The 12713-nt window shown below is 59.1% G+C and carries 15 protein-coding genes; 6 read left to right on the top strand and 9 right to left on the bottom strand.

The features are described from left to right. Positions 1–31: 31 nt before the first annotated feature. The 3 genes from P7C00_RS23015 to P7C00_RS23025 are packed head-to-tail and all read right to left on the bottom strand — an operon-like array spanning position 32 to position 2305. Entirely contained in the window at positions 32–937 is a 906-nt protein-coding gene (locus P7C00_RS23015) for a 5'-nucleotidase (RefSeq protein WP_346632170.1), read from the bottom strand. A 25-nt stretch (positions 938–962) separates the two neighbouring features. Continuing rightward, on the bottom strand, positions 963–1919 hold the full coding sequence (locus P7C00_RS23020; protein ID WP_346632171.1) for a putative 2-dehydropantoate 2-reductase: 957 nt from the start codon (positions 1917–1919) through the stop codon (positions 963–965). Continuing rightward, on the bottom strand, positions 1919–2305 hold the full coding sequence (locus P7C00_RS23025; RefSeq protein WP_346632172.1) for a thioredoxin: 387 nt from the start codon (positions 2303–2305) through the stop codon (positions 1919–1921). Before P7C00_RS23025 ends, P7C00_RS23020 begins: the two co-directional genes overlap by 1 nt. Between P7C00_RS23025 and P7C00_RS23030 the strand changes: the two genes are divergently transcribed. Both P7C00_RS23030 and P7C00_RS23035 read left to right on the top strand, forming a co-directional pair. Beyond that, positions 2304–2738: a PilZ domain-containing protein gene (locus P7C00_RS23030; RefSeq protein ID WP_102860889.1), complete on the top strand. Its 435-nt coding sequence runs from the start codon at positions 2304–2306 to the stop codon at positions 2736–2738. The two genes, P7C00_RS23025 and P7C00_RS23030, sit on opposite strands and share 2 nt — an antisense overlap. A 140-nt stretch (positions 2739–2878) precedes the next feature. After that, positions 2879–3955 (top strand): 3-deoxy-7-phosphoheptulonate synthase, encoded by a 1077-nt coding sequence (locus P7C00_RS23035; RefSeq protein WP_016967428.1) that lies wholly within the window; start codon positions 2879–2881, stop codon positions 3953–3955. Between the two features lie 61 nt (positions 3956–4016). Here P7C00_RS23035 and P7C00_RS23040 read toward each other — a convergent pair whose 3' ends face one another. Beyond that, complete coding sequence (locus P7C00_RS23040; RefSeq protein WP_011062548.1) at positions 4017–4298, bottom strand: GNAT family N-acetyltransferase; 282 nt, start codon at positions 4296–4298, stop codon at positions 4017–4019. Positions 4299–4943: 645 nt separating this feature from the next. Between P7C00_RS23040 and oprI the strand changes: the two genes are divergently transcribed. Next, the gene (gene oprI / locus P7C00_RS23045; RefSeq protein WP_003448337.1) at positions 4944–5195 is read left to right on the top strand and encodes an outer membrane lipoprotei OprI; all 252 of its coding nucleotides are present in this window, start codon (positions 4944–4946) and stop codon (positions 5193–5195) included. A gap of 127 nt (positions 5196–5322) precedes the next feature. On the opposite strand, the gene P7C00_RS23050 is transcribed toward oprI, so the two are convergent. The 3 genes from P7C00_RS23050 to P7C00_RS23060 all read right to left on the bottom strand — a co-directional run bounded on the left by P7C00_RS23050 (position 5323) and on the right by P7C00_RS23060 (position 7387). Beyond that, positions 5323–6297, bottom strand: a complete 975-nt coding sequence (locus P7C00_RS23050; protein WP_404937443.1) for a L,D-transpeptidase family protein — start codon at positions 6295–6297, stop codon at positions 5323–5325. Positions 6298–6431: 134 nt separating this feature from the next. Continuing rightward, a complete protein-coding gene (locus P7C00_RS23055; RefSeq protein ID WP_007931378.1) occupies positions 6432–6725 on the bottom strand; it encodes a hypothetical protein in 294 nt (97 codons plus the stop codon). 56 nt (positions 6726–6781) lie between these two features. Further along, positions 6782–7387: an arylesterase gene (locus P7C00_RS23060; RefSeq protein WP_346632174.1), complete on the bottom strand. Its 606-nt coding sequence runs from the start codon at positions 7385–7387 to the stop codon at positions 6782–6784. A gap of 10 nt (positions 7388–7397) precedes the next feature. On the opposite strand from P7C00_RS23060, the gene P7C00_RS23065 reads away from it, so the two are divergent. Next, positions 7398–8081 (top strand): ABC transporter ATP-binding protein, encoded by a 684-nt coding sequence (locus P7C00_RS23065; RefSeq protein WP_102860886.1) that lies wholly within the window; start codon positions 7398–7400, stop codon positions 8079–8081. Continuing rightward, a complete protein-coding gene (locus P7C00_RS23070; RefSeq protein ID WP_404937444.1) occupies positions 8081–10585 on the top strand; it encodes an ABC transporter permease in 2505 nt (834 codons plus the stop codon). Before P7C00_RS23065 ends, P7C00_RS23070 begins: the two co-directional genes overlap by 1 nt. A gap of 33 nt (positions 10586–10618) precedes the next feature. Here the strand turns inward: P7C00_RS23070 and greB are convergent, their stop codons facing one another. After that, complete coding sequence (gene greB, locus P7C00_RS23075; protein WP_346632176.1) at positions 10619–11092, bottom strand: transcription elongation factor GreB; 474 nt, start codon at positions 11090–11092, stop codon at positions 10619–10621. A gap of 300 nt (positions 11093–11392) precedes the next feature. On the opposite strand from greB, the gene P7C00_RS23080 reads away from it, so the two are divergent. Then, complete coding sequence (locus tag P7C00_RS23080; RefSeq protein ID WP_317069484.1) at positions 11393–12022, top strand: response regulator transcription factor; 630 nt, start codon at positions 11393–11395, stop codon at positions 12020–12022. Between the two features lie 145 nt (positions 12023–12167). Here the strand turns inward: P7C00_RS23080 and P7C00_RS23085 are convergent, their stop codons facing one another. After that, positions 12168–12476: a class I SAM-dependent methyltransferase gene (locus P7C00_RS23085; RefSeq protein WP_346632177.1), complete on the bottom strand. Its 309-nt coding sequence runs from the start codon at positions 12474–12476 to the stop codon at positions 12168–12170. Between the last annotated feature and the right edge of the window lie 237 nt (positions 12477–12713).

Here is a 12713-nt window from a genome sequence, read left to right on the forward strand (position 1 = left end):
AGGTTCGACGCAAAACCGGGGATTTTAGGGCTCAATCCCTGGCTTCGTTGCTGATGCCGTGGGGCACGTGACCGGTGGCAACCACTTCGCGGGCCAACTCGCAGTGCCCCGCCTGGTCGTCGAAAAAAACATCGGCGGCAAAGGCTTCAAGAAAGGCGGCTTTCTCCAGGCCGCCCAGGAACAAGGACTCGTCCAGACGAATGTCCCACTCGCGCAAAGTGCGGATCACCCGCTCATGGGCCGGCGCCGAACGCGCAGTGACCAAGGCTGTGCGAATCGGGCAGGCATCGTTGGGAAACTCGCCCTGAAGCAGATTGAGTGCCGCTAGAAATCCCTTGAACGGGCCACCCGGCAATGGTTCCCGGGCCGACTGCTGCTCACTGGCCTGAAAGGCCTCCAGGCCACCGGCTTGATAGACCCGCTCCGAATCATCGGAAAACAGCACAGCGTCACCGTCGAAGGCGATGCGCAACTCGCCATTGGCGGCACGCCGAGCGCCGCCGGAGAGGATGGTCGCGGCAGCAAACCCAGCCTCCAGAGCACTGCGTACGTCGTCGGCATGGGTAGAGAGAAACAGATCGCTGCCAAAGGCCGCCAGATAAGGATAGGGACTGCGACCGCCGACGAACGCCGCACGAGAAATACCCAGACCGTAATGCTGGATCGAGTTGAACACCCGTAGACCCGTGTCGGCACTGTTGCGTGAAACCAGCACCACCTCGACCCGCGCACGCCCCAGACTGGCATTGAAACTGAGCAGCTTCTTCACCAGGGGGAAGGCATCGCCCGGCTCGAGGATCTCCTCCTCGTGTTCGATCTGGTACTGCCTGTAAGCCTCGACACCCTGGGCCAGATAGACCTTATGACTGTCGCTCAGATCGAATAGCGCCCGTGACGAAATCGCCACCACCAGCTTGCCATCCAGGCCCTTTGCCATATTCCGTCCCCTTCAGGTAATCCGCTCAAGCGTGATGCCGATCGATGAAACTCAAGGCCTGGTACAACGCCTGGATTTTCGGCAGCTCACAGCCAGCGGCCCTGGCTGCCGCCAAAGGTGCGGCATAAATGGCTGCCAACTCCAGAGGGCGCTGGTGCAGGAAATCATGGTACATGCTCGGCCAGTAATCGGGCATGTGCTCGGTGGACTTGAACAGTTGCTGAGCGTAGGCATCTGGAATGACATGGCCACAAGCCGCAGCCCCCTGCAGCACTTCCTGCATGAGGTCCTGAATCAACTCGCGACTGTCCGGATCGGCCATCAGCGGCGTAGTACTGGCCTTGAGCAGCACCGACAGACCGTTGTAAGGCACATTCCACACCAGCTTCTGCCAACGCGCCTGATGCAGGTTGCCCATGGCCTGGGAATCAAGCCCGGCTGCACGAAACAACGCCGCCCCTTCTTCGACAATAGTCTGGCTCAACGCCGGATCAGCGCTTGCCGGACCACTGTGGTAGCCCAAATTGACCGCACCGAGAGCCTGGTGCTCAATCTGGCCGGGACCCGCCCGATGAACACAGATAAAGCACAAGCCACCCAATAGATGCAGCGACTCAGGAAGCACGGCGCGCAGGCCATCTTCAACGTCCAGGCCGTTCTGCAGTAACAGAACCTTGGCATCAGGCGCCGCCGCTTGAATGATCGCCGGCGCCAACTGGACATTGCTGGTGGTCTTGGCCCCCACCAGCAGCCAATCACAAGGCGGCATCTCCTCAGCGCTGGCGTACGCCTGAACCGGTTTCAGGCTCAACGCCCCGTGCTGAGCGCTGTTGACCTGCAGCCCCTGCTCCACCACCGTCGAGAACTCGCTGCGTAATAGAAAGTGCACGTCGAAACCGGCGCGTGCCAGCATCACCCCGTAAAAACCTCCGATCGCTCCGGTCCCGATAATGCCCACACGCGGTTTACGACCTGCATCCATCAAGGCAACTCCTCTGGTATTCGATTAAGCGCCTGACGCAGGCCCTCAGAGAGCTCCTTGTACGTCAGCCGCGACTGCAACGCCCCATAAAACTCACCGTCGCTCACCACGAACAGGGCCGGCAGGTGAAACACCTGATAGCGCTCCACCGCGCCTCCGCTGTCAGCGGCATCGACCCAGCACAACCGATCGACCGGCAAGCCCAGCCCCGGCAGTTGCGCCCGCGCCCAACGGCAACTGGAGCAGCCGACGCTGGTGAAAAGCACCAGGGAAACGCCGTCCAGGCCCAGCAATTGCTGGTCGATATCGAAGTCTGTCAGTTCCAATTCGACCACTATACTGGGGGAAACAATGTCAATTGGACGACACTCGGAGTCTGCGGTCATGGGACGTTTTTTGCCTCATCCTGATGATGTTCCGGTTGAGCTGACCCTGCGTAAATACGCCTGCATTTCCCGTCAGCGTTTGCACACTATCAGCCTCGGTGGCATGGCGTGCAATTACCACCGTGCCTGGCGCCACGGCACCGCACTTGAAGTGTATATGCCGACGCTGGGGGAAAATGCGCGCTACAACGGCTATGTCGCCTGGTGCCTGAAGCGCAAGCGCGGCTACCTGGTGGGCATCGCTTTCGTCGATGAACAAACGCTGTTCGGCGCCCGCATGGGCGAACAGGTGTGCCAGATCGCCCGATACTGCCGCCTGCATGAACCTCAGAGCGAACAACAATGCATCGAGGCCCTGGCTCTGAATTGGGTCGAGCAGCACGCAGAGGACTATTCCGAGGACCGCGTGCACCAGGCTTTTGTACAGCCTTAGCCCAATAAAACCGCCGCCAGCCCATTGTAGAGTCACCGGGTAACGCGCTAAGGTTCCGCTCCCCGACGCGCCCAAATCCGCTGTGCTCCGCCGCGCGGGGATCGCTGGCGGCCGGCACCCGTGACCTGACGAGTAACACGATGGCTGATTTACCGATCAACGACCTTAACGTCGCCTCCAACGAGACCCTGATCACCCCTGATCAACTCAAACGAGACATCCCGCTGAGCGACACCGCCTTGCGCACAGTGACCAAGGGTCGCGAAGTGATTCGCAACATCCTCGACGGCACTGATCACCGTCTGTTCATCGTCATTGGGCCCTGCTCAATCCACGACATCAAGGCAGCACACGAGTACGCAGAACGTCTCAAGGCCTTAGCAGCGGAAGTCTCCGACACTCTCTATCTGGTAATGCGGGTGTACTTCGAGAAACCCCGTACTACTGTCGGCTGGAAAGGCCTGATCAACGACCCTTACCTGGATGACTCGTTCAAGATTCAGGACGGTTTGCATATCGGGCGGCAACTGTTGCTGGACCTGGCTGAAATGGGCCTTCCTACCGCCACTGAAGCCCTTGACCCGATCTCCCCGCAATATCTGCAGGACCTGATCAGTTGGTCGGCCATCGGTGCCCGCACCACCGAATCCCAGACCCACCGGGAAATGGCTTCCGGCCTGTCGTCGGCCGTGGGCTTCAAGAATGGCACCGACGGTGGCCTCACCGTGGCGATCAACGCGCTGCAATCGGTATCCAGCCCGCATCGTTTCCTGGGGATCAACCCACAAGGCGGCGTATCGATCGTCACCACCAAAGGCAATGCCTACGGCCACGTGGTGCTGCGTGGCGGCAATGGCAAGCCGAACTATGACTCGGTGAGTGTCGCTGTCTGCGAGCAAGCCCTGAGCAAGGCCAAGATCAAGCCGAACATCATGATCGACTGCAGCCATGCCAACTCCAACAAGGATCCGGCGCTGCAACCTCTGGTAATGGAGAACGTCGCCAACCAGATCTTGGAAGGCAACCAGTCGATCATCGGCCTGATGGTGGAAAGTCATCTGAACTGGGGTTGCCAGGCGATTCCCAAGGACCTGTCGGACCTGCAGTACGGCGTATCGATTACCGACGCCTGCATCGACTGGGAAAGCACCGAGAAAACCCTGCGCAGCATGCACGCCAAGCTCAAGGACGTACTGCCAAAACGCGATCGCAGCTGATCCTTTTCGCCAGATACAAAAACGCCGGGCCAAGCCCGGCGTTTTTCATGGTCGGCCCCGATCAGAGCTTTGCGGCGTGACGCTGATGGCGTTCCATGTAGCGTTCTACATAAGAGCAGGATGGAATCACTGTGTAGCCCATACGCTCGGCATACTCCAGCGCCTGCTCAGTCAGTGCCGCGGCAATGCCGCGCCCACGCAATGCGTTGGGCACGAAGGTGCGGTAGATATCCAGGGTTTGCTTACCCAGGTCCATATAGGTCAGGTAGGCACGATGACCGTCCACATTGGTCTCGAACTGATGACCAGCCTGGTCATGGTGGATGGACAACGCCTCGCTCATCACTACTCCTTGCGGGTCTGGAATGCTGACCCCTACCTTACCGATGTTTTTCCGGCGAAGGAACAACTTACGCCACCTCGTGCCTGTCGGACGCCGCGAAGAAGGCATCGCTCTTACATCACGAGCACGTTACAAAATAGTAGGCGCCCTTGGCATAAATGCTCAAGCCATGCTCGTCACAGATCAGCGCAAAATGCCCTCAGCAAGCCTTGCAGAAACCACCGTCAGGCCCAGTGCAAAAATGCGTTGAGGCTATACATCGCCGGATGCTGAAACTTAAGACGAGCGCCGCCTCTTAAAGTCACCGGCAAGATGGACAAAGATAGGTCAAGGCTAGGCAGATTCTGAAGAAAAGTGCCATCGACACAATATAGACCGACTTTAGCCTAGACTCCGAAACAGCGCATGGAAAAGTCCAAGACCAATGCTGGCAAACAACCAGCCCCCTCTGACAGAGCCTTGCCGCTGAATATTTTTTATACAACCGCTTCAAAAGTTGCTCGAAAAAGAATCACCGCCTAGAATTTTTTTTGCTTCTTGCGCTACGTCAGTTTACTTACTACAAGTAATGGGTAGTATGTACGCCGGCTATTTCCTCACTCTGAGGTGATAGCTACTAATAGAAAGTCCTTGAAGGGGAACACGATGAACAACGTTCTGAAATTCTCTGCTCTGGCTCTGGCCGCAGTTCTGGCTACCGGTTGCAGCAGCGTATCCAAAGAAACCGAAGCTCGTCTGACTGCTACTGAAGACGCAGCAGCTCGTGCTCAGGCTCGTGCAGACGAAGCCTATCGTAAAGCTGATGAAGCTCTGGCTGCTGCTCAAAAAGCACAACAGACTGCTGACGAAGCTAACGAGCGCGCTCTGCGTATGCTGGAAAAAGCTAGCCGCAAGTAATAGTCCCTCGGGATTGTTATCAAGCCGATCCATTTTTTGGATCGGCTTTTTTATTGCCTGGGATTTTCCACAGGCAATAAAAAACCCGTCGATACCGGCAGGTATCAACGGGTTGTTGTTCTATCCCTTACTGCTGCAGATCGAACGGAGCGCTGGACAACGATGTTGCAGGCGCCGTGGTCGGTATTGCGATCTCCACTGGCAAGCCATCTTCGGCCGCCACTACATCCCTGACCACATCCCAGTTCATGCGCAGGTTGTTGGCCAGATCTTCGCGCTTGAGCAAGGCATTGATCACCGCAGTGTGCTTGTCGACCACTGAAGGATTACCCTTGTCATCCAAAGGTGTATGCGCCTCCAGATAGACTTTGCCATCGCTGATACCGAACTTGTACGGATCGTTGATGATACGCACGGAAGTTCCTACCGGAACCATGCCGGCCATTTCCAGCACGTTGTTGTTGAGCATGCGGAAACAGCCATGGCTGGTGCGCATGCCGATGCCGAACTTCTTGTTCGAACCGTGGATCAGGTAACCGGGCGTACCCAGGGTGAACTTGAACGGCCCGAGCGGGTTGTCCGGCCCTGCCGGCACGACGCTCGGCAGCGGATCACCGTCCGCAGCATGTTCGGCTCGGATTGACGCCGGCGGAGTCCAGGTTGGATTCGGGGTTTTCGCAGTAATGCTGGTATGCGCGATCGGCGAGCCCCAGCCCTCACGTCCAATGCCCAACGGGAAGGTGTAAACCACATTCCGCCCCTTGGGGAAGTAGTAAAGACGATACTCCGCCAGGTTGATCACAATGCCCTCACGGGGCCCGGGGGGCAGGATGAAACGGGTGGGCAGGATGACCTCGGTGCCCGCACCGGGCAACCAGGGGTCGACTCCCGGGTTGGCCGCCACCATCTCCAGATACCCCAGGTCATAAGCAGTACCCAGGTCGGCGAAGGTGTCTTCGTACTTGGCCTTGATCACCTGCACCTGGCCGACGATGTCGTCACCGGGCGGTGGTAGAGGCAATTCCAATGCTGCAACGGGACCGACCACACACAATGCGGCAAGTGTCAGGCAGCGGGTGACGGCGGGGAGGCGCGGCAACATCCGGATAATCCTTCGCATGAACAACGAGTGATAGAAACGCGATTGTACACCCCGCCCTCTGGCTGCGGGAGCCAAGCGGGAGACACAAGCACAGACACATGAAATCCCTGTCGAAACGGTCCGCTATCGACCGCCTACAGCTCGAAGCGCAACTCAGGCCAGATCGGCGGGGTGCCACGCTTTTGCGACTCCAGGATTGCCCGACACAAAGGGCAGAGTCGCTGATCCTGGAAAATCGTCCGATCCACACTCGACCAGCGCGGCTGCGCGGGCAACAAAGTGCCGCACAACGTCCGGTCGGCGGAACCGCCCAACTCCAGCTGACGCGTCACCAGATGCACTCGAACTTCCTGGCAGGCGAACAGGTCAAGCTGTTCATCAGGCTCGATCAGTTGATAGGCAAACAGGGACCAGGCGGGACGCGGCATCGGGGGCTCCAAATCGGGGGCGCCACATTAGCCGAAACACTGCCGCTAGAAAAGCGTCAAAGCAGCGGTTTTAGCGTCGGCCAGACATTTTCCAGCAACTTGTCCTGAGCCGCTGCTGCAGGGTGCAGACCGTCTGCCTGCATCAGCTCGGGATGACCACCGACCCCATCAAGAAAAAACGGCACCAGCGCCACCTTCTTGTCACTGGCCAACTGGCTATAAACCTGGGCGAACGCCTGTGTGTAGCGCACACCATAGTTGGGCGGCAATTGCATGCCCAACAGCAGCACCTTGGCTCCACCGGCCTGGGCACTGTCGATCATCGACGCAAGATTTTGTTGCAATTGCTGAGGCGGCTGACCGCGCAGGCCATCGTTGCCGCCCAACTCGAGGATCACCACCTCAGGCTTATGCTCTGCAAGCAGCGCCGGCAGCCGCGCCAGGCCACCGGCACTGGTGTCGCCACTGACCGAGGCGTTGACCACTTTGTCGGTGAAACCCTGGTCCTTGAGCCGCTTATCCAACAGAGCCACCCACCCTTCGCGGGTATCCAGGCCGAAAGCCGCACTGATACTATCGCCCACGATCAGGACCGTACCCGCCGCTGCGTTCTGGGCCATGCACATCAAGGCCAGGCCGGCACTCAAAAACCATACACGCATCGGATTCTCCATGGGCGCAAGCATTCTCACTGCGCGGAACCTTAGCAAAGTGGTTCCCAGCGCGGAAGGTGAACTGACCATCCTTCATGAACTCAGTCTGGAGCTGAACCAGGGCGACAGTCTGGCCATAGTCGGCGCCTCAGGGTCTGGAAAATCCACACTGCTCGGTTTGCTGGCGGGACTCGACCTGCCCAGTAGTGGTGAGGTCACCCTCGCCGGCCAAGCCTTGAGTCGCCTGGATGAAGATCAGCGGGCACGGGTCAGGGCCGAGCACGTTGGGTTCGTGTTTCAATCCTTCCAGTTGCTCGACAGCCTCAACGCCCTGGAAAACGTCATGCTCCCTCTGGAGCTGGATGGCCGCCGCGACGCCCGTGAGCGCGCCACCGAGCTGCTGCGACGGGTCGGCCTCGGCCAGCGCCTGAGCCACTCGCCCCGCCAGCTTTCCGGCGGTGAGCAACAACGAGTGGCCATCGCCCGGGCCTTTGCCGCCGAACCCGACGTGCTGTTTGCCGACGAACCTACCGGCAACCTCGACAGCCACACCGGTGAACGCATCAGCGACCTGCTGTTCGAGCTCAACAAGGAGAGCGGCACGACCCTGGTGCTGGTGACCCATGATGAACGCCTGGCCCATCGTTGCCGGCGCCTGATCCGTCTTGAAGCGGGCTTGCTGGTCGCCCCTCTGGAGCCTTGATGGCACGTCTGCCGCTGTTGCGCCTGTTCAGCCTCGCCCTGCGTCAGCTGTTGCGCGATGCCCGCGCCGGGGAGTTAAGGGTGCTGTTCTTTGCCATGCTGGTGGCTGTGGCGGCAAGCACCGCCATTGGTTATTTCGGTGCCCGCCTGAACGGAGCCATGCTGCTGCGGGCTACTGAATTCCTCGGGGCTGACCTGCTTCTGGAGGGCAGCTCGCCGGCACGCCCGGAACAGACCGACAGCGGGCGGGCACTGGGACTCGATCATGCGCGCATCGTCGAATTCTCCAGCGTTATCGCCACCGACAATGGTATTCAACTGTCGAGTATCAAGGCAGTGGACAGTGCCTACCCACTACGCGGCCAGCTCAAGAGTGCGCCAGCGCCCTACGGCGTTGAAGAGCCCGGAGGAGGTCCAAAGGCCGGCGAAGCCTGGGTCGAATCACGCCTGCTGACCGCGCTGAATCTGAAGATCGGCGACAGCATCGACGTCGGTACGCAGCCCCTGCGCCTGGCGCGGGTCCTGACCTATGAGCCCGACCGAGCCGGCAACTTCTATAGCCTGACGCCTAGAGTGCTGATCAGCCTGGATGACCTGCAAGCCACTGGCGTCGTTCAGCCGGGCAGCCGGGTCAGCTACAAGGAGCTCTGGCGCGGCCCGGCGCCGGCTCTTGAGAGCTATCGCCAACTGATCAAGCCGGGCCTGGCGGCCAACCAGCGACTACAGGATGCCCGCGATGGCAACCAGCAGATTGGGGGGGCCTTGGGCAAGGCTGAGCGTTACCTGAACATGGCTAGTCTGGTGGCCGTGTTGCTATCCGGGGTCGCCGTCGCCCTATCGGCCAATCGTTTCGCAGCCCGGCGCTTCGATGCCAGCGCATTGCTACGCTGCCTCGGCCTATCGCGGCGGGAAACCATGCTGCTGTTCAGCGTGCAATTGGGACTTCTGGGGCTCCTGGCCAGCCTCTGCGGCGCACTGCTGGGGTGGTTGGCCCAACTTGGCCTGTTCTATCTGCTGCATGACCTGCTGCCCAGCGATGTGCCTCCAGGAGGCCTGTTCCCGGCCATCGCCGGCATCGGCACCGGGCTGGTAGCCCTGGCAGGGTTTGCCCTACCCCCTCTGGCCGCCTTGGGGCGGGTCCCGCCACTTCGAGTGTTACGCCGTGACCTGCTGCCCATTCCTTCCAGTACCTGGATGATCTACGGCACCGCACTTTTTGCCCTGGGCCTGATCATGTGGCGCCTGAGCCTGGATCTGATCCTGACCTTTGCCCTGCTCGGCGGCGGCCTGATAGCGGCGCTGGTACTGGGCGGGTTACTGCTTTTGGTGCTGCAAAGCCTGCGGCGCCTGCTGGCCCGTTCTTCCCTGCCCTGGCGACTGGGGCTTGGCCAGTTGCTGCGGCATCCCTTGGCGGCGGCCGGACAGTCCCTGGCCTTTGGACTGATTCTGCTGTCCATGGCACTGATCGCCCTGCTGCGGGGCGAACTGCTGGATACCTGGCAGAACCAGTTGCCGAAGAATGCCCCCAATTACTTTGCACTGAATATCCTTCCCGCCGAAAAACAGGCTTTTAGCGAACGCCTGGTACAACTTTCTGCCCCTTCAGCGCCGCTGTATCCGGTAGTTCCAGGACGCCTGGTGAGCATCAACGGTGAGCCTGTAAGGGAGATTGTCAGTAAGGACTCCAGTGGCGACCGTGCGGTACAGCGCGACCTGAGCCTGACCTGGGCCGCCGACCTGCCGGCCGGCAACCGCATCACCGAAGGCGACTGGTGGTCAGCGCAGCCCGCCGGTGATGTGCCCGGCGTATCGGTAGAGGCCAAGGTTGCACAAAGCCTGAAACTGAAACTGGGAGACCAACTGACCTTCACCGTCGCGGGCGTTAATCGGGAAGCCCGGGTTACCAGCCTGCGCAGCATCAACTGGGACAACTTCCAACCGAACTTCTTCATGATCTTCCAGCCAGGCACCCTGAAAGACCTGCCTGCCACCTATCTGACCAGCTTTTATCTAAGTCCGGGACACGACCAGCAGGTCATCGAGCTATCCAGGGCCTTTCCAGCGGTGACCATTCTTCAAGTGGAGGCCTTGCTGGAGCAACTGCGTAGCATCCTGGCCCAGGTCACTCTGGCGGTGGAGTATGTATTGCTGTTTGTCCTGGCGGCGGGAATGGCAGTGCTGTTTTCCGGCCTGCAGGCCACATTGGACGAGCGCATTCGCCAAGGCGCGCTGTTACGCGCCCTCGGTGCCGAGAGGCGGTTGCTGGTCAAGGCACGGCGGATCGAATTCGGTCTTCTAGGTGCAGTCAGCGGCCTGCTGGCGGCCCTGGGTAGCGAATTGGTCAGCCTGGTGCTTTACCGGTTCGCCTTCGACCTGCCCTGGCACCCACATCCCTGGCTGTTGCTGCTGCCGCTGATCGGTGCCCTGCTGGTGGGCGGGGCCGGCGTTTTTGGTACCCGCCGGGCGTTGAACGCCAGCCCATTGAGCGTCCTGCGCGAAGGATGAAGAGCAACAGCTCGCCAGTACAGGCTGGCGAGCCTACTTCACATAGTCGATCTGATTGATCCACCAGCAGGTCTCGCCTGCCGGGGTATGGACGATGGCCTCATCACCCACTTCCTTCTTCAACAGCGCCCTGGCCATTGGCGAGTCGATGGAAATGTAGTCCTTGCGCAGATAAATCTCGTCGTATCCGACGATACGAAAGCGCTTGATCTCCTCAGCCTCGTTTTCCACCTCCACCCAGGCACCAAAGAACACCCGCCCCTCTTGCTCTGGCGCGTAGGAAACCACCTTCATGTCTTCCAGCCGCTTGCGTATGTAACGCACCCGGCGATCAATCTCCCGCAAGAGTTTTTTGTTGTACTGATAGTCCGCGTTCTCACTGCGGTCACCCAGTGAAGCGGCCCAAGTGACCTTCTGGGTGATATCCGGGCGTTTCTCCCGCCACAGATAATCCAACTCCTGCTTCAGAGCGTCGTAACCATCCTGTGTGATGAGCTTGGTACTCAATTGGCTTGTCACCTTCCAGCCTTGTACATGCTGTTCTGTTTTTGAATGAACCAATGCACTCGGCCTGTCGTGGGAGGCTGTTGCGCCCCCCTCAACCAGCCCGGCAGCACTATCAGATTTGTCCGATTTAGATTTCAGAGAGGTCAGCCAATCATAGGGCCAAACAGCTGGGGCTTACGTCACAAGACACACTTCAAGCATCAGTGTTTGCACCCAGCGCACAGTACAACGTGAAACCTACTTATCCAAAGCACCCGCCAACACTGACCAACACCTCTAAAAACAAAGGGAACGCACTAAATGGGCAACATCATTATCGTCGATGACCACCCTCTGATTCGACTGGCCATCAGGTCGGTGCTGGAACCCCACCATCACACCATCGTCGCCGAAGCCGACAACGGTGCGGACGCAGTGCAACTGGTGCGAAAGCACATGCCGGACCTGTTGATCCTCGACCTGGGTATACCCAACCTGGACGGCTTTTCGGTCATCGCCCATATCAAGTCCGCGGACCTGCTTGTAAAAACCCTGGTCCTGACTTCCAGTGATTCGAAGAACTTCGCCCTGCGCTGCCTGCAAGCTGGAGCAGCGGGTTTTCTGTGCAAGACCGAAAACCTTCACGAACTGGCCAATGCAGTTAAAGCCATTCTGTCCGGGTACAGCTACTTTCCGGAAGACACCATCAATATCCTGCAGCAGAACACCAATGCCGCCAGCCAGGAAAGCGTGTTGATCTCGCGCCTGACCGATCGCGAGATCACGGTCCTGAAGCTCCTGGCCACCGGCCTCAACAACCAGCAGATTGCCGACGCTCTGTTGATCAGCCACAAGACCGTCAGTACCTACAAGGTTCGCTTGCTCAAGCGCTTCAACATTTCCAACCTCGTGGCGCTGGCCGACCTGGCAAAACGTAACGCCGTAGTTTGAACACCAAACCGTTGTCGCTTCATTAATAACCGGCCGTAGCTGCAACTGGGAACTTCCCAATCAGTGCCTGTGTAGGTGGAGTCACGATCTGAATACGGCGCAGTTCAGCAGCAGACTGTACAGCGCCGTCGGAACCGCTCTGCAACTAGCGGCGAATGATCAGCCCTTGACGGGCGACACGGGTCAGTTGCTTGATGACTTCAGCGGCATCCGCTGCACTGGGGGCCGGAATGACCGCCAGATCAAAGCTGTCGCTGGCAAAACGCGCCAATGACTCGCCCTCTTCGACAAACTGAATCAAAAAGGCAGACGGGCCCGGGGAACGCCGTGGCCAGCCGTCGAGATAACGCAACAATGTAGGTTGGTGTTTGCCGCCAAGAAGGATTTTCGGGTTGCGCTGGGAAAGACTCGCCGTGATCGGCGCAAGACGTACAAGGGGGCGTGGTGCATTCATCGTATTGTGTCTCTGCCTCAAGTTTCTGCCGGGCAGGTGAGAGGCAACACCGAACCAGCGCTTTAGCGGTATTTCGAAGCCAGACTATAGCTTCTATCAGTGATCTTTCGACTCACTTGGCGCCCCGCAAGTAGCTGTTTAAATCGGCGCATAGGCAGCATCCTAGAGAAGCCGACAGGTCAGTGTCAAGATTTCCCAGCAACGAAAAAGGCCTGCATTGGCAGGCCTTGAAAATTT

Source organism: Pseudomonas sp. JDS08PS003 (assembly GCF_045013505.1).
GTDB lineage: Bacteria > Pseudomonadota > Gammaproteobacteria > Pseudomonadales > Pseudomonadaceae > Aquipseudomonas > Aquipseudomonas protegens_B.